Below are 22,205 nucleotides of genomic sequence, written 5' to 3'. Positions count from 1 at the left end.
ATGAACAACACACCTAATGCAAATAGAAAGCACATAGCTATATATGGCAAAACTAATTCAGGAAAATCTTCTTTATTAAATGCTATTGTAGGACAGGATATTTCATTAGTATCTCCCATAAAAGGAACTACAACTGATCCTGTGAGCAAAGCTATGGAGTTAATTCCATTTGGACCTGTTTTGTTTATAGATACAGCAGGTCTTGATGATAATGGGGAGCTTGGAGAGCTTAGAATAAAAAGAAGCCTAAAAACTCTTCAAAAAACGGATTTTGCTATATATGTTGTGGACATAAATGACATATGTGAAGAAAATTACAAGGAAACTGTGAATAACTTTAAAAAATATAAAATACCTCACATGGTTGTGGTAAATAAAATAGATGAAGCAGATGAAAATTTAATAAACTCTGTAAAGGAAAAATTTAAGGATGCTGTTTTTGTTTCAGCTAAGGAAGAAAAAAATATAATTGAATTAAAAGAGGAGTTAATAAAAAGACTTCAAAATGAAGAGGAAGATGAAACCTTAATAGGAGATATTGTTCCATACAATGGAAAAGTAATTATGGTAGTACCAATAGACTCTGAAGCTCCAAAGGGAAGACTTATCTTGCCGCAGGTTCAGCTTATTCGTGACTGCTTAGATCATGGAATAAAAAGCTATGTAGTAAGGGATACTGAGCTTGAATCTGCACTGCAGGATATTAAGGATGTGGATTTAGTTATAACGGACTCTCAGGCTTTCAAAAAAGTGAGCCAAATTGTTCCTGAAGATATTAAGTTAACCAGTTTTTCAATACTCTTTGCAAAACAAAAGGGAGACTTAAAAGCCTTTATGGAGGGAATATCTAAAATAAAGGAACTGGATGAAAACTCAAAAATCCTTATAACCGAAAGCTGTACTCATAATGCTTCTCATGAAGATATAGGAAGAGTTAAAATCCCTAAATTATTAAATAAGCATGTGGGAAAAGAGCTTAACTATGAGTTTAAAATGGGACATGATTTTCCAGAGGATATTGAAAAATATGATCTAGTAATTCATTGTGGAGCCTGCATGGTAAACAAAAAGACAGTACAAACAAGAATAGATATGTGCGAAGAGAAAAATGTAAAGATAGTAAACTATGGAATGATACTGGCATATCTTACAGGAATTCTCCCTAGATCTCTAAAGGTGTTTGATATATAGACCTCAAGGTACTAGAAGCTGGGTACTATATGAAGTATAAGAAAAGTCGCTAGTCTTTAGTTGTTAATCCATATTTTATGGGTTAGTGATTATGGCTAGTGGCTAATTTTTTAAAAAGTCTATTGACATTAACGTAGCGTAAAGGTGTAGAGTAATATTGTAAGGAGGTGAGCGCGTGGAATATACAGTGCAAAAGCTAGCTAAGCTAGCAGGTGTTAGTCCAAGAACTCTTAGATATTATGATGAAATAGGAATTCTTAAGCCGGCAAGAATTAATTCATCTGGATATCGGATTTATGGACAGTCAGAAGTAGATAAATTACAGCAAATACTATTTTATAGAGAGTTAGGTGTAGCTTTAGATAAAATAAAGGAAATATTAAATTCGCCTTCCTTTGATTCAATAAAGGCACTGAGAGAGCACCGCGAAAAACTCCTTAAAAAAAGAGAGCAGATAGATTTATTGATTGCTAATGTGGAAAAGACAATAGCTCTAAGAGAAGGGAGAATTGAAATGAGTGATAAAGAAAAATTTGAAGGTTTTAAGCAAAGGATGATAGATGAAAATGAGAAAAAGTATGGTAAAGAAATTCGAGAAAAGTATGGCGATGATACTGTTGATAAATCAAATGCAAAATTCTTAAACATGACAGAGGAACAATATGAGGAATTCAAAAAGCTAGAAGTATTATTAAATGAAACCTTAAAGGAAGCATTTGAAACTGGTGATCCGGCTGGGGAACTTGCTCAAAAGGCTGCTCACCTGCACAAGCAGTGGTTGAGTTATACTTGGCCTAGCTACAGCAAGGAAGCTCATGCTGGTGTGGCTCAGATGTATGTTGATGACGAAAGATTTAAAGCATACTATGATAAAGAACAACCAGGAATGGCAGAGTTTTTAAGGGATGCTATTTTCATATATACAGGAATGAAAAAATAATGTTTCTAGCATATATTATAGTTAATTATACGAGGTGTCAAAATAATGGCACCTCTTTTTGTTAGTATAGTATATGGTAAAAGATGTATAACATTACTTTTATTTGATAAAGTAGATAATAAATAATATCGATTATAGAAATGTATTTTAGTTAACATATATTAAAAAGTTAATGGTAGATTTTAAACATATTATAAAAGTAAACGATGGGGGGGTAATTATGTTTAAGAATGTTTACATAAGAGGAGTAGGAAGTTATCATCCTAAAAGAATAGTTAATAATCAACACTATATTAATCATTTTAAAAAATATGGATTAGAAAAGCATGTAGTAGGACTCATGAAAAAGCTTGGAAGAAATTTAAGGACCCTAGCAGGGGAAAATGAAAATAGTATAACTATGGGGGTGGAAGCTGCTAAAATTGCTCTTTCAAATGCTGGGTTAACATCATTGGATATTGATGCTATAATAGCAGCTTCTGATACTCCAGAATACTTAACTCCATGTTGTGCACTAATATTAAAAAATAAGTTAAAAGCAGATAATGTTACTAATGTATTCGATGTAAACAATGACTGTGTAGGTATGCTTACAGCAATAGATATTGCATCAAAGTATTTAAAAACAGATAAGAAATATAAAAGAATTTTAGTGGTTGGATCTTTACTAATAAGTCCTTTTGCTCGTGAAGATGATATGGTTGTCTATTCATGTATTGCAGATGGTGCTGCAGCTGTTATATTAGAAGTAAAAGAAGAAAACGAAGAGAGAGGACTATTAGGTTCTAGGGTATTTACAGACGATACATATAATGCAACCATTAGATTTCCTGCATGTGGATTATCTAATCTTCCAAGCTCTACTAAAGCACATGATAAAAAAATGAAATGGAACCCATTTGATTTTAGTTTTCTTTCAGACAAATGGACAGAGTTAATAACTAACTTATTAAAAGAGAATGCATACGAGCCAAAAGATGTTTCTCATTATTTTATGTCTCAATTTTCTAAAACAGATATAGAATTGACATTAAAAAAGCTGGGAGCTTCTTTAAGTAAAGCAACATTTGTTGGTGATAAATATGGTTATACTGGATGTGCAAGTCCAATTATGGCTTTAGACGATAAACTAAAGGTAGGGAAATTTAATAAAGATGATATTTTAGTATTCTGTTCAGTGGCTGGCGGATATATAATGACTGCACTACTATACAAATGTTAAGAGAGTCGATAAATAAAACCTAATAAATTATAAAAAAATCATAGCATATATGATTTTAAATAAGGAGATGAGATGCTTGGAGGATAATAATTTAAGCATTATAGATAATTATCAAAAAAGAACTTTAAAATTTGTTTTAATTATTTATAAGATTAGTGTTTTAGTGGCAGCAGTCACATTTACATTAATGAAGTTTTTTGGTTTATATGACGAGGTGAAATGGAGTTATGTTGGAACATTCATAGGATTAGCGATAGTAGAAGAATTGATATTTGAATTTATTCATAAATCAACAGTAAAAAGTTATGACAATTGGACAAAGCAACTAAATAAACTTAAGCGAATTATACTAATAATATCATATATTAACTATTTGTATATTACATTAATGATTCCATCAAGAGAACTATGGGTAAGTGTTTTCTACTTTATAATATTAGGTGCATTATTTTTAGATGTTAAAATGAATATTTTGTCTATAGTAATAAGTATTTTTTGTCAACTTATTATATTTAACTTTAATTCCTCAATTTGGCCAGATAAAGAGGTGATTGTAAGAGAACTAATTATAAGAGGTATAGTTATAACTCTTGTTTTTACTGGAATCTTTGTTTTTACATTCTTTTCATCCAGACTCCTTAAAGAAGTAGGAGTCAACGAAAGAGTGCTTAAGGAGAAAAATGATAAGATTTCTAACTTGTTTAATCAAATAGCTGAGTTTGCAAATAGATTATTAAATTCCAGTAATTCCTTATCTGCTATGATTGAAGAACAAACTGGTTCAATTGAAGAAATTGCCAGTAATAGCCAAGAAATTAGTGCAGAGGCAGCGGAAATGTTGGACAAGTTATATAAAAGTAAGGAAAGTTTGCAGAAATTATTAAATATTAACAAAACTGTATCTTCGAAAATGAAAGATACCAAAGATGTTTCTATAAATTTAGTCAATCTTTCTAATAATAATGAAGAATCCTTAAGAAATGTATTAGATATTATGGAAAGTATAATAAAAAGTATAGAAATAACTTATAATGCTACAAAAGTTTTAGAGGAAAAGTCAGTACAGATGGATGAAATTTTATCAGTTATAAGCGGTATCTCGGAAGAAACAAATCTATTAGCGTTAAATGCTAGTATTGAAGCTGCAAGAGCTGGTGAAGCAGGTAAGGGATTTGCTGTTGTTGCTAGTGAGGTTAGCAGGCTTGCAGATAGTAGTAAAGACTCGTTAAATGATATAAGTGCTATAGTTAACGAATTTAAAAAAGAAATAAACCAAGTTCAGAAGTTAATGGAAAATAATAATGACAAAATAAGTGTGGGAAATCGATTTTTAAATGAAACCGTTTCTAATGTAATAAAGATGATTGAAGATTTAAAACTATCGGGAAAAAATATAGATGAAGTTAATGAATTAATGAATTCTTTACTTAAAGAAACAGAGAATATAGTGAATTTTAATTCTGATGTAGTTGAAAAAACGCAAAACACTATAAATATGTTTAATATGGTAACTGATTCAGTAAGCGAACATGCTGCTACAAGTGAAGAAATAGCAACTAGTGCCCAAGAATTAAAGAATACATCAATTGAAATGAGTAAATTAATTGACTAAATTAGATTATAAAAAATATATAAAACATATAAAATTATATAAAAATTAAAACCATAAGTTGACAGCATTGAGAATAGTTTATATAATTATACTGAAATTAGATAAGATAAATTTAAAGAAAGGGCAAGGTATTGGCAGAGATGAGAACATTATAATTCACTTATGTGTAGTTTTTTATTTAAAATAAAAGTTTAAATAAGGTCTTAAGAAAGGCTTTATTGTTATACTCTTTTATTTTAATTTTGTGAGTGGATAGTGTTCTTATAACTGTTAATAGTTTGTCTATATATAGATATAGTATTAACATTAGAACTAAATATTAGAACTAAATTGCTGCGCAAATTAGTTCTAGTGGAGGAGTGTAAGCGCCTCCACTTAATAAAAATGCTGCGCATTTTTATTAAAATGTGACACTATCCTCTCTCAATTACAAGGAGGGGATTTTTTTTATGCTATTAATGGAGTGCAGTAATATTAAAAAGTATTTTGGTGATAGGCTCATATTAGATGTGAAAAATCTAAAAGTTTATTCAAAGGATAGAATAGGAATTGTAGGTGTAAACGGGGTAGGCAAAACTACTTTGATTAATATAATGTGCCAAAGATTAGAACCTGACGAAGGATGGGTTAAGTTGCATGGAAGGCATTCGTATATATCTCAGCTAGAGGGACCTGAAAGCATGAATATTAGTAGTGAAATGGCTTCTAAATTTGGCATTCAAAATATTTGGGATGAAAATATGAGTGGAGGAGAAAAGACTAGGTTTAAGCTTGCTCATGCTTTAAGTCAGAATACTCTGCTGCTATTTGCAGATGAACCCACTAGCAATATGGATATAGAAGGCATTGAACTTATGGAAAAGAGTTTTCAGGAGTATAAAGGTGCCTTAGTTCTTATATCACATGATAGGAGCTTTTTAGATAAATTGTGTAACAAAATTTTAGAGTTAGACAATGGCAGAATAAAAATATATAGCGGCAATTATAGTGACTATGCTGCTCAAAAAGCTAGAGAAATAGAAAGAGCTAAATTTGAATATGATGAATATATAAAAGAAAAAAAGCGGCTGCAAGGAGTTATTGATAATACTAAGGATAAGATAAAGAGTATTAAAGGAACTCCTAAGAGAATGGGAAACTCTGAAGCAAGGCTTCATAAGATGGGAGGGCAAAAGGCAAAGGCAGTCCTTGAAAGGGCAGTTAAGAATATTGAAAAAAGGATAGAACATCTTGAAGTGAAAGAAAAGCCTAAAAAACAAGAGGTCATAAAGCTAGATATTAAAGACTTAAATAAACTCCACAGCAAAGTAATCATAGAAGGTAAAAACATAAATAAGAGATTTGGTAAAAAAGTCATATTGGATAATGCAGAGTTTGCTATATATAATAATTCAAAAGTTGCATTAATAGGCCCTAATGGGTGTGGAAAAAGCACATTGATTAAAATGATAATGGAAAATGATAAATCTATAAAAGTTGCTAAGGGAGCAAAAATAGGGTACTTTAGTCAAGATATGAGTATTTTGAATGAAGAATTGACTATCATAGAAAATGTAATGGAAAGCAGTATGTATGATGAAACTTTTGCTAGAATATTATTAGCAAGATTATTGTTTAAGAAAGAAGATATTGACAAAAAAATAAGCGTGTTGAGTGGAGGAGAGAGGGTTAAAGTATCCTTTGCAAAAATGATGCTACAAGATATAAATTTGCTTATACTAGATGAGCCTACTAATTATATGGATATAAACTCTCTTGAAGTAGTAGAGAATGTATTAAAGGATTATGGCAATACTATATTGTTTGTTTCACATGACAGAAGGCTTATAGATTCTGTTGCAGATAACATAATGACTATAGAAAATCATAAAATAAAGATTTTTAAAGGAAGTTATAAGGAGTATTTGGATAAGAAAAACAAATCCATAGATAATGACAAAGAAGAAATTCAAAAACAAATTCTTATACTACAAAATCGTCTTTCAGAAGTCATAGGAAGGCTGTCTATGCCATCAAAGAAGGATGATATAGAAGCTTTAGATAAGGAGTACTATGAAATATTAGATAAACTAAAGAGGCTGAAGAGCTGTATTAAAACCAATGATTTGGATATATAGTTATGAAACAATTTAATAGACTTATAGAAATTGGGGGAAATATTTAGTATATGAATAAGAATTGGAAAAAGAATACAATATTATTTTTAATAAGCCAAACCATATCTCTCTTTGGATCTTCGTTGGTTCAGTATGCCATTACCTGGTATATTACCTTACAGACGCAATCTGGTATAATGATGACTATATCAATTATTTGCGGTTTTCTGCCTACCTTTTTTCTTTCACCCTTCGCTGGTGTATGGGCTGACCGCTATAACCGAAAAAAACTTATAATGCTATCAGATTCATTAATCGCAATATCAACGTTAATTTTAGCTATATTGTTTTTAAAAGGTTATAATGATATGTGGATGCTATTTGTAGTGTCAGCTATAAGAGCTTTTGGGTCAGGAGTTCAAACTCCTGCCGTAGGAGCTTTTCTTCCTCAAATTGTGCCAGAGGATAGGCTTACCAAAGTAAACGCCACAAACAGCAGTATACAGTCATTGATTATGCTGATTTCTCCTATGCTTAGTGGTGCACTATTAAATATGGCCAGCATAGAGATAATATTTTTTATTGATGTTATTACAGCGGCTATAGCAGTTTCTATATTGCTTGTATTTTTGAATGTTCCAGTTCATGAAAAAGCTTTAAATAAACAAGTAACTAGCTATTTCAGTGATATGCATGAAGGTTATGTTTATATTAAGAATCACGATTACGTTAAAAGATTTTTCTTGTTTTGCGCAATTTTTAATATATTAGTAGCACCAGCAGCCTTTTTAACACCTCTACAGGTTACACGAAGCTTTGGAGATGATGTTTGGAGACTGACAGCAATTGAAATGATTTTTTCTATTGGCATGATGATTGGAGGTGTAGTCATGGCTTCTTGGGGTGGTTTCAAAAACAGAATACATACAATGGCTTTATCAAGCTTTGTTATTGGAATATGTACCTTTGCACTTGGAATTGTTCCTAACTTTTGGATTTACCTTAGCTTTATGATGCTATTTGGGATCGTTATGCCAATTTTTAATACACTAGCAACTGTTTTACTACAAGAGAAAGTAGAAGAAAATTTTCTAGGTAGAGTATTTAGTGTTTTAGGAATGATATCAAGTATTATGATGCCATTAGGTATGCTTGTTTTTGGACCGCTGGCTGACATCATTAAAATAGAATGGCTGCTTATAGGAACCGGCTTGTTGTTATTTTCTCAAGGCTTTTTTATGTTAAGTAGTAAAGTGCTGATTGAGGCTGGAAAACCAGCTTCAGAGTAGATATATCTACATTGTGTAGCACATATTATAGTGAAGGGGGAATGTATAATGTATGAATTTAAAGAAGAATATAAAATAGGAATAGATTTTATTGATGAACAGCATAAAGTTCTTTTCGATATAGCTGATAAAACTTATAATTTACTAAAAAATGAATTCATAATCGATAAATATGATAAAATAGTGACTCTAATAGAAGAGCTTCAACAATATGCGAAATTTCATTTTACAGCTGAAGAAGAATACATGAAAAGAATCAATTATAAAAGAATGTTTACTCAAAAAGTTGCACATGATGCATTTATAAAGAAAATGAATGATATAGATTTTTCAAAGATTGATGAAAACCAAGATGAATATATACTTAGTATATTGAAATTTCTGAATGATTGGTTAGTAGAGCATATACTTAAAAGTGACAAGCTTATAGGAAAATAATTTAAAAGGACCCATCAGTTTTGATGGATCCTTTTATTGTCATACAATTATATTTAAAAAAGTATATTGACAGTCATAGTACTTTGATGTATATTATAAGTGAGGATAAGAAACAAATAAAAATAAATGAGAAGCAATATAGAAGGAGGCAAGTTAAGTGAATGGAAAGATTTCGTCAGATCTGCTTAGAGGGCATACCGATACTATAGTTTTAGGAATATTGATGGAAGGCGATAGCTATGGTTATGAAATATATAAGAAAATAATTGAAAAAAGTGAAGGAGCTTATGAGCTAAAAGAAGCTACACTGTATTCTAGTTATAGAAGACTAGAACAAGATGGAAGCATAACATCTTATTGGGGAGATGAAACTCAGGGTGGAAGAAGAAAATACTATAAAATAACACCTCATGGTAAGGAAGTATATGCTCTTAATAAACAAGAATGGGAGTTTGCCAAAAAGATAATAGATAAATTATTCTGCAAAATAAGAACATGATGGCTACATTAGGGACACTAATGCCATTTACAATGGTATCAATATTATTATTTATGTATTTTGGATTAACTCAAGAAACAAAATACAGTTATGGAATGAGGCCAAGAAGAGCATTATTATATTGTTTAGCTACTGAATTACTTCTATTTGGAGCTTTTTCAACAGGATTTGTATATTTTTCAGGACAGGAACTATTTTCAGTTTTAGCTACTTCTATGCCTTTTCTTATAACTTCAGTAATACTTTTTATATATTTAGGTTTAACTGAGAAAAATAGAAGAAAAATGGATGAATCTTGGCAAAAACAATGGATACAATATTACAGTGACCCTAAATCAATGATGGTAAGAGGAAATATATCTGGTGCTATATGGATATTCGGCATTGCTGCGTTTTTTTTAATAGGCTTCACTATTGGATGGAAGTTTTCATGGATAGTATTCATAGTAGCTACTGGATGTGAGGTTTTAGTAGAAGGTTTTTTCATGACAAAGAGACACTAAAAGGCAGTGGAGAAGTTTAGGGAGTTTAGGTGTTGAACTTAGTTTATAAAAATCTAAACTCCCTAGACCAATTTAAATATTAACAGGAGCATGAGATTTGCATTATAGAAAGCGTTGAACAAGCATTAAAAATATTAGAGTTTCTTTTATTAGTGAGGTTTACCACTCTCTCCCAGGATCATCTGCCATAAGATTGACAGTTCCTCGTGGATAGAAAACAGAATAATGGTCTAATAAAGGGTCAGGATTTTCTTTTGTAGGTTTAGGGAATACGAGTAATATTTTAAAATCCTTGTTAGCTACATAACCAATTATTTCTTCATTATTTACGTTAACGTCGTAGTCAGGACTTCCAAATACTTCTTTTACTTTAGAAAGGGGTATTTTTTTTATTTTATTATCAAAGGATCTAACTTCGAATATCTGTGAGCCCTTATTAAACCCAAAAGCCATATTGTGCTTTGGATATGTGGCATAGACCCCTTTAGCAGCAGCAATCCAATTCATTTCATTAGGTTTTCCCCATGCTTTCTCAATATCTTCAATAGTAGTGGTTTTAGCAGGAAAATCACAGTTGATAACCTTACCTTTTTTAGCTAATTCCATAATATTTGATAAAAGTGTTTTTGTAGAGTTTTCCTTTGTAGAAGAAGAACCTTTAGAAACATTCTTAGAATCATTTTTAGAGGCATCAGGAGTATCTGAAGTGTCAGGAGGTAAGCTCTCAGCGTCAGAATCAGAGGTATTAGTATTAGAAGGATTATTAATACCGTCAACTGAATTGTTCGTACTGATATTAGAGTTATATTCATTAGATTTATCTGTTTGTTTAGCAGTGCTAGAACATCCTGTGATTAAAGTTATTAAAATAATAGGTACAATTGTTAATTTAATAGATAAACTTTTTTTCCATAGAGACATGATAATATTCCTCCTTAAATCTACATTCCTACTTAGTTAGACGAAAATATATGCACTTTTGTTCAAGGTTTGAGGAAAAAATTATAAATAAAAAATTAAAAAAACGTGAAACCTTTTTAACTTTATAGAGGTATATATTTATAGAAAAGTTTAAAAAGGAGGAATACAAATGAAGAAGAAAACTATATTTACAACTACTATATTGGCAGTATTAGCTATAGGTACAATTTCAGTAAGCCATGTATATGCTACAGGTAACAATTGGAGCGATGTTATTTATCCAAGAGTTTATATAGAAGACATAAATGTAGGGGGAAAACATTTTGATGAGGTAAAGGAATTAATAAGGAAAAATTATAGCGATCCAGTGCTTATGAAGAAAATTGAAGTTCAGGTAGATGATAAAATCTATACATTGGATTATAGCAAGATTGAAGCTAAGTATAATATTGATGAGGTTATAAAAGAGGCTTTTAATTATGGAAAAAAAGAAAATTTGCTTAATAAGTATAGGCTTATTAAAGGTAATGGAAGTAAAAAGTTTAAGCTCGAATTTGCGTATAATTCTAAGCCTATTGATGAATTTATTAATAAGATAGAAGAAGAGGTAAATAAGGATCCTAAAAACGCCAAGATATCCATAATAAATGGGAAAATAAAAATTACTCCTGAAGTTACCGGGATGAAAATTCAAAAGGATAAATTGAGACAAGCTATTATATCACAGATTAATGGAGATATTTCACAAAAAAATATTAAAATTGAAGCACAAGTAGAAACTATTAAACCGGAGATTACAAAGGAAAAGTTATCATCTATTAATACTCCTATTGCTTCTTTTAGTACAAGCTTTGCTTCATCTACAGAGGGTAGAATTAATAATATTGAACTTGCTACTAAGGCTATCAATGGAACACTTCTTATGCCAGGAGAAACTTTTAGTTTTAATGAGGTAGTAGGTGAACGTACAAGAGCAAGGGGGTACAAGGAAGCAGGAGTTATTGTAAATGGAGAGATAGAGGCTGGCCTTGGAGGAGGAATATGTCAGGTGTCTAGTACTTTATATAATGCTATACTACATTCTGGCATTAAGCCTTACGAGAGAAGAAATCATTCATTACCTTCATCCTATGTTGCTAAGGGACTAGATGCAACTGTTGACTGGGGAAATATAGATTTGAAATTTAAAAATACTCTAGATACACCTATTTATATAGAAGGATATACATTAAATAAAAGAGTTTATTTTAAGGTGTATTCTGATAAATCATTAACAAAAAGATCTTATGAAATGGCTACTGAGGTTTCTGTAATACATCCAACTACTAAATATATTAATGATCCTAATAGGCTAGAAGGAGAAACAGTAGTAGTTAAAAGCCCTTCCAATGGATATAGGGTAAAAGTATATAGAAAAACTATAGAGAATGGAAAAGTAATCCATACTGAGTTTATTTCAAATGATTACTATGCACCTAAGAATGGGGAAATAATAAGAGGAACAAAGAAACAATAGAAATAAATTGTGACAATTCTTAACATTTAACCTTCCGTATGAGATTTGTATTTAGGAAAGCTTGGCTATTATTATCAAAAACATCTATTTCACTTAAAATAGATGTTTTTTTATTTAGATAAAGCATAAAAATATGCAAGTATATTGATAATAACAATGTACTAATAGTATACGTATATATAAGTGATATAGGTTGAGAAATTTGCATAAAATCTGGAGGATTTGATTATGGTAAAGAAGATAATATTATTAATAAGCATTTTTTTGCTATTCAGCATAACAGGCTGTAGTAAGGAGAATGTGGAAGAAAAGATAGGGATAAGAGGAGAAATAAAAAAAATATCTTTAGATGATAGTGGTAGAATATCAAGAATATTGGTAGAAGGAAAAGTTGAGCAGGACACTCAGTATGATAAGGCAAGTATTAGAATCAAAGATAATACTAAAATTTATGAAAAGGATGCTAAAAAGGAATTAGAAGTAAACAGCTTGAAAGAAGGAGCAAAAGTGGAGGTTATTTTTGAAGGACCTGTTGCAGAATCTTATCCTGTTCAAGCTGATGCTAAAACAATTATAATTACTGAGCAAGTTGATCCAATAAAGGAAAAAATAAATGCAATGACTTTAGATGAAAAAATTGGGCAAATGTTCATAGTAGGAATTGATGGATATGATTTAAATGACAATTCCAAAAGTCTTATAGAAAAATATAAGGTGGGAGGGTTTATATTATTTAAAGACAATATTAAAAATGTCAATCAGTTGCTTAGTTTAATTAATTCATTAAAAGTGGAAAACTCTAGCAACAAAATTCCTCTTTTTTTATCTGTAGATGAGGAAGGTGGGAAAGTAACAAGGATGCCTGATGAATTAAAAAGCCTTCCTACTAATAAAGTAATTGGAAAAATAAATGATGTAGATTTTTCAAACAAAATAGGGAAAACTATTGCTGGTGAGATAAAAGCTTTTGGGTTTAATATGAACTTTGCTCCAGTACTAGACATTAACAATAATCCAAAGAACCCAGTTATAGGGAGCAGATCCTTTGGTTCCAATCCTGATATAGTAACCAAACTAGGCATTGAAACTATGAAAGGAATTCAGTCAGAAAATGTTATTCCTGTAGTAAAACATTTCCCAGGACATGGTGATACATCAGTAGATTCCCATATAGGATTGCCAATTGTAAATAATGATTTAAAAAGGCTGGAGGAATTTGAGCTAATACCTTTTGCAAAGGCTATAGAAAATGAAGCAGATGCAGTAATGATTGCACATATCCTTCTTCCTAAAGTTGATGAAAAAAATCCTTCTTCTATGTCAAAGATAATTATTACGGATATATTGAGAAATAGTCTTAAATTTAATGGAGTTGTGATTACTGATGATATGACTATGGGAGCAATAACTAAAAATTATAATATTAATGATGCAACCATAAAATCAATAAAAGCTGGAAGCGATATTGTGCTCATATGTCACGGTTATGATAATGAAATAGGGGTTATTAATTATGTTAAAAATGCTGTATTAAAAGGTGAGATAACAGAGGAAAGAATAGATGAAAGTGTTTATAGAATATTAAAACTAAAGGAAAAGTATGACTTAAAAGATGAGATAATAAAATCTGTAGATGTTGAGAAAATAAATAATGATATAAAATCACTTTTATATAAATATAAGGTATCCTGAAAGCTTATAACTTTTGGGATACATTTTTTATATAAAGTTTTTGTTCCTTTTGTAACATTTACTTTAGCTTTGGCGTCATTATTATTGTAAAATACCTAGCTAGGAAAAAAGGAGTTAGCTTATGAATGAATTTGAGAAAGATATCATAGTAAAAGCAGGTGATAAAAAATCTATAGAAGAATTTTGTAATGCCACTTGGCAGCCCTTATACAGATATATATATTATAAAGTTCAAAATAAGGAGGAAGCAGAAGATATAATACAAGAGACTTATATTAAAGCCATTTCCTATATGCAGAAAAATCACATTAACATGAATAAATGCATGGCTTTCTTAAAAACTGTGGCTCTGAATGTGCTTAGAGATAGGTGGCGTAAAAATAAGCGCAAAGGTAAGGTTATTAATTTAGATGAAGTAACCTTAAAAGAAGACAGAATAGAAGATTCTACTGAAAATATGATTCAGCGTGAGATTATAGAAAATGCATTAGGTCTTCTAAATGATGAACAGCGTACTGTTATTGAATTAAGGATATTAAAAGGATATTCAGTAGCTGATACTGCTAAGGCAATGAATAAAAAGGAAGGTACTGTTCGGGTTTTACAGTATAGAGCTTTACAAAATCTTAGAAAGGTGTTAAAAAAGGATTATTAAAGTATGGAGGTATCATCAATGAGTGATAAGGAGCAGAAATTATCAAATTATATTGATTGCTTAAATGAAGAAAGAAAGCCAGCGGAACATGATGGTGAAATAGAAACATCTGAAATGAAGGAGCTTTTTGATACTGTAAGAATGGTTCGCAGTTTAAAAGAGCCTGTTTTTCCAGAAGAGGGATTTGCTAAAAGACTGGCTGAAAACGTTAATGAAGAATTACTAAAAGAAAAGCATTTAAAAAAGCCAAAAAAGAGATGGTTCTATGGAATGGCTTCTGCTGCAGCGGCTGTTGCATTAATCATAGGATTAAATACAGTAATGCCTGTTAACAAGAATAACATGGTGTATGCTGTAGAAAAAGCATTTAAAAATGTAAAAGCTTATCATGGAGTTCTTGAGGTTTTAGAGACAAATGCACTAGGAGAATCTACTACTCAGTCAAAGATAGAAGTGTGGGCAGATAAGGAAGGACGTTATTATGTTAAAGGCCTTGAGGGTTCACAAAAGAATTTGATTACAGTAAATGATGGAAAAAGAAAATGGCAGGTTCAGCCAAAAGAAAAAGAAGTAGAAGTATTTACAGCTTTTCCAGATCCATATAGCTTTACTTTTGAAATTGGGAAAGAAATAGAAGATATGAAGAATTCTATTAAGACTCAGGTTATTGGTGATGATACAGTTGCAGGGAGAGATACTACTATAATAGAAGTAACTCCTCAAGGTGGAAAGCCATATAGGGTATGGATAGATAAGGAGACTAAAATGCCATTACAAAAGCAGTCTGCTATGGAGTATTCACTTCAGTACACTGTACGTTATATAGACATTGATTTTGAAGAAGCTGTTCCTAAGGAACTTTTATCATACAGTGTACCTAAAGGATTTAAAGAAATTAATACAAATCCTGAGCAGGTGGTAAATAGTTTAGAGGAAGCTAAAGAGATTGCAGGCTTTACTCCTAAGATAGTTGAAAATTTATCAGAATCATTTACTCAAAATAATATATCAGTAATAAATGACAAAAAAATTATTAAGATAAATTATGTTTCTAAAGACAATAAAAAAAATATTGTAGTTTTAGAGAAAAAGTCTACTGAGAAATTTAAACCAGCTTCTATGGCAGTGCTAGGAAAGATAAATAATAATGTAGCTGAAATTCAATCTCCAATAGAGTCTCAAGAAGGAGTTCTTCAAGGTGGAGGAGCTTATTCTGGGGTAACAGATATAACTTCAGTTAGATGGCAGGAAGATGGTTTTGAATATGCTGTAATTGGAAATACTTCTCTAGAGGAATTAACATTGTTTATAAAAGGCTTAACTAATGGCGCAGTAGAGTTATCATTAAAAGAAGAGGCTGGAGATAAACCTAAAGTTAAAGTTCCGGTGGATTTAGAAATAGAAAAAGCAGAACAAAAAAGTGTTGATGCAGGACATTCACCATGGAAGCTAGATCCAGCATTTGTATCTCAAGTCTTTGTAAGCCTAAAAATTTCTCCAGAAGGCATTGTTGGTGATTATCCTATAGAATATGAAGAGTTTAAGGTGATTAAAAATACTGGAAAAGAAGCAATTGTAGAAGTTGGTGGAGATAAAACTCCTATTAGAAGGGTATATCTAGAAAGACTCATAAGACAAGACAGCACTGGAATATGGACTGTAGTAGGATATGATCCAAAGTAAGCTTTTCTAAGTACTTCTTAAATTATATTTATTTATCTCATCTAAAAATTTCAATACATTGGTGAGATATTCAACATCACATATGGGATTTGTATTGTAGAAAGCATTGAACAAGCATTAGAAGCTTTCCTAAATGCAAATCCTATATGCGATGTTACATATAATTGCTTAAATTTCTTCCTCTGCGCCGCTAAAGAAGTTAATATTAGAATGAGTGTCATACTCATCTTCTAAAGTTTCTAGTATGGTTTCATGGACAAGACCCATAAGCACTGCTTTTTCCTTTTCGGTAATGTCTACAGTAGTAATTATGGTAGTATTAATAGTTTTTCCAAGATGAACATGAACTTCTCCTGCATTTTCATCATTTAAGTACAAAGCATAAACTTCACTATAAGGAGTTCTCATTATTCTTGTATAAGTCCAATCTAAATTTCCATCTTCCGAGGAATCACTATTTTCATTATAATAATCATATTTAATATCTAATCTGCCAGCATCTTGAAGATCAGATATGATATCTTCAATGTTGCTGCGGTCCAAATCTAAATCTTCACGAATCATCAAAAATAAACCATCTAATTGATTTTGAAGCTCTGGTATGCTGTGAATAAATTTAGAATAGTAACCTCCATAGGTATTAAGATCTATATGCTCTTCATCTACTCCTAAGTATATAGTAAAGAGTGGAACTTCATCCTGATGATGATGCAATAATAATGTAGGTGTAAAGTATTTTATAAGTGAGTCAGCAAAATCTAAAGCCTTTCCGGTTGTTTCTGGAAGAATTTTTGAATATGCAGATACAGAAAGAGACGTGTCTGCAGTAACATCTTGTTTTCCATAAAGCTGTTCTTTTGACAATGGATAAACCTCATCTATAAATACAGAAAGTATTGGATAATTTGCTTTTTCTGCCACAAATATTCCTCCCTTTATTTTAATAATAATAGCATTTGCAAAAAAGAAAAAACTAATACCATAAGAAAGATTGCAACGAATTTCTTTCATAAAATCCCATCCATGCTTTTATGTAATAATAAATGACTAAATTTCAACAATATGGTAAAATGTTCTAAAAATAAAGAATATTCACATTGATTTAGAGTGCTAGATGATAAAGTTAAGGATGGTGGTAAGAGTATGGAAATAAGTGGAGTGAGGGGAAAACTTCCAGATGAATTTATAGAAATTTTATATACCTTATATTCTCCAATAACTGTAGATGGCATCTTAAGGAGTTATAAAAATGGAAGAAAAACTACATTTAGAGTTAATACATTAAAGGCATCTGTTAAAGAGGTTTTAGAGGATATGAGGAAAGGTGGTATAAAGTTTTCCAATAGCAGCTTAATGAGGGAAGCGTTTATAGTATCTAAAGGCGGGGAGAGAAAGATTTCAAAACTATCTAGTTATAAGGAAGGAAAGATTTATATGCAAAATTTATCAAGTATGCTTCCTCCGCTTTTCCTAGATTTAGAGAAAGATATAAATATACTAGATATGTGCGCAGCTCCAGGAAGCAAGACAACAGAGATGGCGGCTATGCTTAATAATAGATGCAAAATAATAGCTAATGAAATAGATGATATAAGGAGAGAAAGATTAAAATATAATGTAAAAAAGTTAGGAGCTAGTTGTATAGAGGTTATAGGGGGAGATGGAAGAAGGCTGGGAGCATTATTTCCAGAGGCCTTTGATAGAGTACTTTTAGATGCACCTTGCTCTGGAGAAGGTACTATAACTATGAAGGAACCAAGAACATATAAAGGATGGAATAAAACCATTGTTAGAAGGCATTCGAAACTGCAAAAAGAGCTTTTGGAAAGTGGAATTAATGCTTTAAAACCAGGAGGAATACTTGTATATTCGACCTGCACCATTTCTCCGGAGGAAAATGAAGAAGTTATTGATGAAATAATAAATAAATATAAAAATCTTAGAATTTTAGAGTTAAATTTCACAGTGAAAAACTCTATAAATGGAATTACTAAATATAAAGGAAGTACATATAATCGAAATTTAAGTAAAGCCTTAAGAGTAATACCAGATGAATATATGGAAGGATTTTTTCTATGTAAGATAAGAAAAAAATGATATATGCAATTAGGGCAATTAACTTGAAGCCTTATGTAGTATGTTCAGAGTTATACTAGTTATAACTCTGATTTTTTATGACTGCTAAATTTTAGTATAAACAATCTTAGACCAATTTGATTATTGATTGAATATGAATTTATTTAAATGATTTTAAAATAAAATGATTGAAAATGATTGAAGTTTAAAATATTTTAAATTATAATATAGACATACAGTAAACGAGGGGTGATGGACATTTTAACTGAAGAAAGATATGAAATCATACTACGAGAAGTTAAAAAGAGAGGAATTGTAAAACTTAACGAACTAGTGGAAATGACAAATACTTCAGAATCTACAATAAGACGTGATCTTACTTATCTTGAAAGTAAAAATGCTCTAAAAAGAGTCCATGGAGGAGCGGCGGCTATAAAAAGAAGATTTGTAGAGCCTAGCTATAATGAAAAATTAGTTCAAAATATAAAAGAAAAGGACATTATAGCAAAATATGCTGCTTCCTTAATTGAAGAAGGGGATTCTATTTATTTAGATGCAGGAACTACCACTTTTGAAATGATTAAGTATATAGACAAAAGAGATATTCTTGTTGTTACAAATGGACTTAATCATATAGATGCTCTTATTGAAAAAGAAATTAATGCATATATCCTTGGTGGAAAGGTAAAAGCCAAGACTAAAGCTATAATAGGATCAGATGCCTTAATTAATATGCAAAGGTTCAGATTTGATAAAACTTTTTTAGGAATAAACGGAATACATGCGGAATATGGACTTACTACTCCAGACTCAGAAGAAGCTATATTAAAAGAAAAAGCTATAAATCTTTCAAAAGATGCTTTTGTATTAGCAGATGACAGCAAGTTTGGAGAGGTAAGTTTTGTAAAGGTTCATGATTTAGATAAGGTTACTATCATTACCAATAATAAAGTACAAGATTATGAAATTTATGCAGAAAAAACTAAGATAAAGGTTGTGACAGAATAATGATATATACGGTTACTTTTAATCCTTCGGTGGATTACATTGTAGAGGTAGAAAATTTTGTATCAGGAACGGTAAACAGAGTGAAGGAAGATCACAAATACCCAGGCGGTAAAGGTATAAATGTATCAAGGGTTTTAAACAATTTAGGTGTAAAAAGCAAAGCCTTAGGCTTTATAGGCGGTTTTACAGGAGAGTACATTAAAAGTACATTGGAAAGCCAGGGAATAGATACAGATTTTATAACCGTAAATGAGGACACTAGAATAAATATAAAGTTAAAGTCTAATGAAGAAACAGAAATAAATGGTGTAGGACCTAAAATAGAAAATGAAAAATTAAATGAGCTGTTTAATAAGCTTGGAAATTTAAATTCAGAAGATTTCCTAGTATTAGCAGGAAACGTACAAAAAACTCTGCCTAGGGACATATATGCTCAAATCCAAAAAAAATGTTTAGATACCAATGTAAACGTAATAGTTGATACAACAGGAGAAGCTTTATTAAATTCATTAAAATATAAACCTTTTTTGATAAAGCCAAATAACCATGAATTAGCTGAAATTTTTGAAACGGAGATAAACACGAGAGATGAAATTATATACTACGGGAAAAAACTAATGGATATGGGAGCTCAAAATGTAATAATATCTATGGCAGGAGAGGGAGCTCTTCTTATATGCAGAGAAGGAGTTTACCATGCATCTGCTCCAAAGGGTGAGGTTAAAAACTCTGTAGGAGCAGGAGATTCTATGATAGGTGGATTTCTTGCAAAATATTCAAAAGATACAAGTATTGTTGAAGCTTTTAGATGGGGAGCAGCCTCAGGAAGTGCAACTGCTTTTTCATTAGATTTATGTAAAAAAGACCATGTTGAAAGGTTGTTAAATGAGATTAAAGTAATTAAACTGGGTTAGAAAGGAGAATGTATATAGATGAAGATAACAGAGCTTTTAAGCAAGGATACTATAATCCTTAATTTGAAATCAAAAACTAAGCTTGAAGTAATAGATGAATTAATAGACAAATTAGATACAGCTGGAAAATTAAATGATAGAGAAGAATATAAAAAAGCTATTCTAAAAAGAGAAGAAGAGTTCTCAACAGGAGTTGGTGATGGAGTTGCTATTCCCCATGCTAAAACTTCTGCTGTCAAACTTCCATCCCTTGCCTTTGGATATTCTAAAGAAGGTATAGATTATGACTCACTAGACGGACAGCCAGCTCATATATTCTTTATGATAGCAGGTCAAGATAATGCAGATAATGAGCATTTAGAAACACTGTCAAGACTATCTGTAATGCTTATGAATGAAGATTTTAAAAGGAAAATACCTACTATAAAAACTGAAGAGGATTTACTAAGAATTATAGATGAACAAGAAAGCAAGGATTCAAAGGAAGAAGAAATAATCAGCAAGGCAAAGAAAGAAGTAGAGGAAGGAAAAACAAGAAGCTTTATATTAGCAGTAACGGCTTGTCCAACTGGAATAGCTCATACTTATATGGCTGCTGATGCCTTGAAGAAAAAAGCTGCAGAAATGGGAGTAGATATAAAGGTTGAAACAAACGGTTCTACTGGAGTAAAAAATGCTTTAACGCCTGAAGAAATAGATAGAGCAGAAGCCATTATAGTTGCAGCAGACAAGCAAGTTGAAATGGCAAGATTTGAAGGAAAGAAAGTAATTCAAGTTCCAGTAGCACACGGAATCAAAAAAGCTGAAGAACTTATAACTAAAGCAGTTAAAGGTGATGCACCAATATATCATCATAAAGGAAGTACAGGTGAAGATGCGTTAAAAGGTAAAAAACAAAAAACCGGATTTTATAAGCACCTTATGAGTGGTGTTTCTAATATGCTTCCTTTTGTAGTTGGAGGAGGTATACTAATTGCTATATCCTTTATGTTTGGAATTAAATCATATGATCCTAATGATCCATCATACAATGCTTTTGCAAAGTTAATAAATGATATAGGTGGGCAAAATGCTTTTAAACTTATGGTTCCTGTACTTGCAGGATTTATAGGTATGAGCATTGCAGATAGACCTGGTTTTGCACCAGCTATGGTAGGTGGACTTATAGCTGCTAATAATGATGCAGGATTTTTAGGCGGATTAATAGCAGGCTTCTTAGGAGGATATTCTGTAGTATTACTAAAAAAAGCGTTTACATGGATGCCGCAGTCTTTGGAAGGTATAAAGCCAGTCCTTTTATATCCATTATTCGGAATATTCATAACAGGAGCGTTGATGTATTTAGTTATAATAAATCCTGTTAAGGTAATAAATTTAGCTGTAACAAACTTCTTAGGATCAATGGGGACAGGCAATAGATTAATAATGGGATTAATTCTAGGTGGAATGATGGCTATAGATATGGGAGGTCCAATAAATAAGGCAGCTTATGCTTTTGGTATAGCTATGATTGAGGCTGGAAATTACGGACCACATGCTGCAATTATGGCAGGAGGTATGGTTCCACCACTTGGAATTGCTATTGCTACAACATTATTTAAAAATAGATTTACTAAAGACGAAAGAGAGGCGGGAAAGACTTGCTATATAATGGGGGCATCCTTTATTACAGAAGGTGCTATACCTTTTGCAGCAGCGGACCCTGGAAGAGTTATACCTTCAACAGTTATTGGTGCAGCAGTAGCAGGAGCTTTAACTATGATGTTCAATATAGGGCTTCCAGCACCACATGGTGGAATATTTGTAATACCAATAGTTAGCGGAAGCAAGCTTATGTATATACTATCTATATTAGCAGGTTCTTTTGTAACAGCATTCTTGTTAGGATTACTTAAAAAACCTATAACAGATTAATACTTTTTATATAAAAAGCAAGGAAGAATTGAATCC

The 22,205-nt window shown here is 31.2% G+C and carries 19 protein-coding genes; 17 read left to right on the top strand and 2 right to left on the bottom strand.

Features of this window, described 5'->3' with window-relative positions; all coding sequences use genetic code 11:
- The 9 genes from hydF to CPAL_RS01245 all read left to right on the top strand — a co-directional run bounded on the left by hydF (position 1) and on the right by CPAL_RS01245 (position 9,790).
- Positions 1 to 1,191, top strand: a complete 1,191-nt coding sequence (gene hydF, locus CPAL_RS01285; protein WP_061858962.1) for a [FeFe] hydrogenase H-cluster maturation GTPase HydF — start codon at positions 1 to 3, stop codon at positions 1,189 to 1,191.
- A 175-nt stretch (positions 1,192 to 1,366) separates the two neighbouring features.
- Positions 1,367 to 2,131, top strand: a complete 765-nt coding sequence (locus CPAL_RS01280; RefSeq protein WP_061858963.1) for a MerR family transcriptional regulator — start codon at positions 1,367 to 1,369, stop codon at positions 2,129 to 2,131.
- 220 nt (positions 2,132 to 2,351) lie between these two features.
- Positions 2,352 to 3,353, top strand: coding sequence for a ketoacyl-ACP synthase III (locus CPAL_RS01275; RefSeq protein WP_106023933.1), 1,002 nt, complete (start codon positions 2,352 to 2,354; stop codon positions 3,351 to 3,353).
- 76 nt (positions 3,354 to 3,429) lie between these two features.
- Positions 3,430 to 4,965 carry a methyl-accepting chemotaxis protein gene (locus CPAL_RS01270; protein WP_242862647.1) on the top strand — a complete coding sequence of 512 codons (1,536 nt, stop codon included), beginning with the start codon at positions 3,430 to 3,432 and terminating at the stop codon, positions 4,963 to 4,965.
- Positions 4,966 to 5,414: 449 nt separating this feature from the next.
- A complete protein-coding gene (gene abc-f, locus CPAL_RS01265) occupies positions 5,415 to 7,082 on the top strand; it encodes a ribosomal protection-like ABC-F family protein (protein WP_061858966.1) in 1,668 nt (555 codons plus the stop codon).
- A 50-nt stretch (positions 7,083 to 7,132) separates the two neighbouring features.
- On the top strand, positions 7,133 to 8,350 hold the full coding sequence (locus tag CPAL_RS01260) for an MFS transporter (RefSeq protein ID WP_106023932.1): 1,218 nt from the start codon (positions 7,133 to 7,135) through the stop codon (positions 8,348 to 8,350).
- 48 nt (positions 8,351 to 8,398) lie between these two features.
- Positions 8,399 to 8,788: a bacteriohemerythrin gene (locus CPAL_RS01255; RefSeq protein ID WP_106023931.1), complete on the top strand. Its 390-nt coding sequence runs from the start codon at positions 8,399 to 8,401 to the stop codon at positions 8,786 to 8,788.
- Positions 8,789 to 8,945: 157 nt separating this feature from the next.
- On the top strand, positions 8,946 to 9,287 hold the full coding sequence (locus CPAL_RS01250; protein WP_106023930.1) for a PadR family transcriptional regulator: 342 nt from the start codon (positions 8,946 to 8,948) through the stop codon (positions 9,285 to 9,287).
- 20 nt (positions 9,288 to 9,307) lie between these two features.
- Complete coding sequence (locus tag CPAL_RS01245) at positions 9,308 to 9,790, top strand: hypothetical protein (protein ID WP_106023929.1); 483 nt, start codon at positions 9,308 to 9,310, stop codon at positions 9,788 to 9,790.
- A gap of 159 nt (positions 9,791 to 9,949) precedes the next feature.
- Here CPAL_RS01245 and CPAL_RS01240 read toward each other — a convergent pair whose 3' ends face one another.
- On the bottom strand, positions 9,950 to 10,711 hold the full coding sequence (locus CPAL_RS01240) for a YjgB family protein (protein WP_061858971.1): 762 nt from the start codon (positions 10,709 to 10,711) through the stop codon (positions 9,950 to 9,952).
- A gap of 169 nt (positions 10,712 to 10,880) precedes the next feature.
- Here CPAL_RS01240 and CPAL_RS01235 point away from each other — a divergent pair, with 169 nt between their 5' ends.
- The 4 genes from CPAL_RS01235 to CPAL_RS01220 all read left to right on the top strand — a co-directional run bounded on the left by CPAL_RS01235 (position 10,881) and on the right by CPAL_RS01220 (position 16,257).
- Complete coding sequence (locus CPAL_RS01235; protein ID WP_061858972.1) at positions 10,881 to 12,227, top strand: VanW family protein; 1,347 nt, start codon at positions 10,881 to 10,883, stop codon at positions 12,225 to 12,227.
- Between the two features lie 228 nt (positions 12,228 to 12,455).
- Positions 12,456 to 13,919 carry a beta-N-acetylhexosaminidase gene (gene nagZ, locus CPAL_RS01230; protein WP_165815330.1) on the top strand — a complete coding sequence of 488 codons (1,464 nt, stop codon included), beginning with the start codon at positions 12,456 to 12,458 and terminating at the stop codon, positions 13,917 to 13,919.
- A 121-nt stretch (positions 13,920 to 14,040) separates the two neighbouring features.
- Complete coding sequence (locus tag CPAL_RS01225; protein WP_061858974.1) at positions 14,041 to 14,574, top strand: RNA polymerase sigma factor; 534 nt, start codon at positions 14,041 to 14,043, stop codon at positions 14,572 to 14,574.
- Between the two features lie 18 nt (positions 14,575 to 14,592).
- Positions 14,593 to 16,257, top strand: coding sequence for a LolA family protein (locus CPAL_RS01220; RefSeq protein ID WP_106023928.1), 1,665 nt, complete (start codon positions 14,593 to 14,595; stop codon positions 16,255 to 16,257).
- A 168-nt stretch (positions 16,258 to 16,425) separates the two neighbouring features.
- Here the strand turns inward: CPAL_RS01220 and CPAL_RS01215 are convergent, their stop codons facing one another.
- Positions 16,426 to 17,268, bottom strand: coding sequence for a hypothetical protein (locus tag CPAL_RS01215; RefSeq protein WP_061858976.1), 843 nt, complete (start codon positions 17,266 to 17,268; stop codon positions 16,426 to 16,428).
- 132 nt (positions 17,269 to 17,400) lie between these two features.
- On the opposite strand from CPAL_RS01215, the gene CPAL_RS01210 reads away from it, so the two are divergent.
- The 4 genes from CPAL_RS01210 (at position 17,401) to CPAL_RS01195 (ending at position 22,169) form a co-directional block, all read left to right on the top strand.
- Entirely contained in the window at positions 17,401 to 18,354 is a 954-nt protein-coding gene (locus CPAL_RS01210; RefSeq protein WP_061858977.1) for an RsmB/NOP family class I SAM-dependent RNA methyltransferase, read from the top strand.
- A 237-nt stretch (positions 18,355 to 18,591) separates the two neighbouring features.
- A complete protein-coding gene (locus CPAL_RS01205; RefSeq protein ID WP_061859011.1) occupies positions 18,592 to 19,341 on the top strand; it encodes a DeoR/GlpR family DNA-binding transcription regulator in 750 nt (249 codons plus the stop codon).
- Positions 19,341 to 20,255: a 1-phosphofructokinase gene (pfkB, locus tag CPAL_RS01200; protein WP_061858978.1), complete on the top strand. Its 915-nt coding sequence runs from the start codon at positions 19,341 to 19,343 to the stop codon at positions 20,253 to 20,255. Before CPAL_RS01205 ends, pfkB begins: the two co-directional genes overlap by 1 nt.
- 18 nt (positions 20,256 to 20,273) lie before the next feature.
- Positions 20,274 to 22,169, top strand: a complete 1,896-nt coding sequence (locus tag CPAL_RS01195) for a PTS fructose transporter subunit IIABC (protein WP_106023927.1) — start codon at positions 20,274 to 20,276, stop codon at positions 22,167 to 22,169.
- Positions 22,170 to 22,205 lie beyond the last annotated feature (36 nt).

Origin of the sequence: Clostridium thermopalmarium DSM 5974, assembly GCF_002995795.1 — a bacterium.
Taxonomy (GTDB): Bacteria; Bacillota; Clostridia; order Clostridiales; family Clostridiaceae; genus Clostridium_H; species Clostridium_H thermopalmarium.
This window is presented reverse-complemented; position numbering and strand designations above follow the sequence as displayed.

Excerpts from the sequence above, each read along its gene's own strand:
- nagZ (WP_165815330.1), top strand. The coding sequence starts at position 12,456 with ATGGTAAAGAAGATAATATTATTAATAAGCATTTTTTTGCTATTCAGC.
- CPAL_RS01215 (WP_061858976.1), bottom strand. The coding sequence starts at position 17,268 with ATGAAAGAAATTCGTTGCAATCTTTCTTATGGTATTAGTTTTTTCTTT.
- CPAL_RS01225 (WP_061858974.1), top strand. The coding sequence starts at position 14,041 with ATGAATGAATTTGAGAAAGATATCATAGTAAAAGCAGGTGATAAAAAA.
- CPAL_RS01245 (WP_106023929.1), top strand. The coding sequence starts at position 9,308 with ATGCCATTTACAATGGTATCAATATTATTATTTATGTATTTTGGATTA.
- CPAL_RS01195 (WP_106023927.1), top strand. The coding sequence starts at position 20,274 with ATGAAGATAACAGAGCTTTTAAGCAAGGATACTATAATCCTTAATTTG.
- pfkB (WP_061858978.1), top strand. The coding sequence starts at position 19,341 with ATGATATATACGGTTACTTTTAATCCTTCGGTGGATTACATTGTAGAG.
- CPAL_RS01260 (WP_106023932.1), top strand. The coding sequence starts at position 7,133 with ATGAATAAGAATTGGAAAAAGAATACAATATTATTTTTAATAAGCCAA.
- CPAL_RS01275 (WP_106023933.1), top strand. The coding sequence starts at position 2,352 with ATGTTTAAGAATGTTTACATAAGAGGAGTAGGAAGTTATCATCCTAAA.
- CPAL_RS01210 (WP_061858977.1), top strand. The coding sequence starts at position 17,401 with ATGGAAATAAGTGGAGTGAGGGGAAAACTTCCAGATGAATTTATAGAA.
- CPAL_RS01220 (WP_106023928.1), top strand. The coding sequence starts at position 14,593 with ATGAGTGATAAGGAGCAGAAATTATCAAATTATATTGATTGCTTAAAT.
- abc-f (WP_061858966.1), top strand. The coding sequence starts at position 5,415 with ATGCTATTAATGGAGTGCAGTAATATTAAAAAGTATTTTGGTGATAGG.
- CPAL_RS01240 (WP_061858971.1), bottom strand. The coding sequence starts at position 10,711 with ATGTCTCTATGGAAAAAAAGTTTATCTATTAAATTAACAATTGTACCT.
- CPAL_RS01235 (WP_061858972.1), top strand. The coding sequence starts at position 10,881 with ATGAAGAAGAAAACTATATTTACAACTACTATATTGGCAGTATTAGCT.
- hydF (WP_061858962.1), top strand. The coding sequence starts at position 1 with ATGAACAACACACCTAATGCAAATAGAAAGCACATAGCTATATATGGC.
- CPAL_RS01255 (WP_106023931.1), top strand. The coding sequence starts at position 8,399 with ATGTATGAATTTAAAGAAGAATATAAAATAGGAATAGATTTTATTGAT.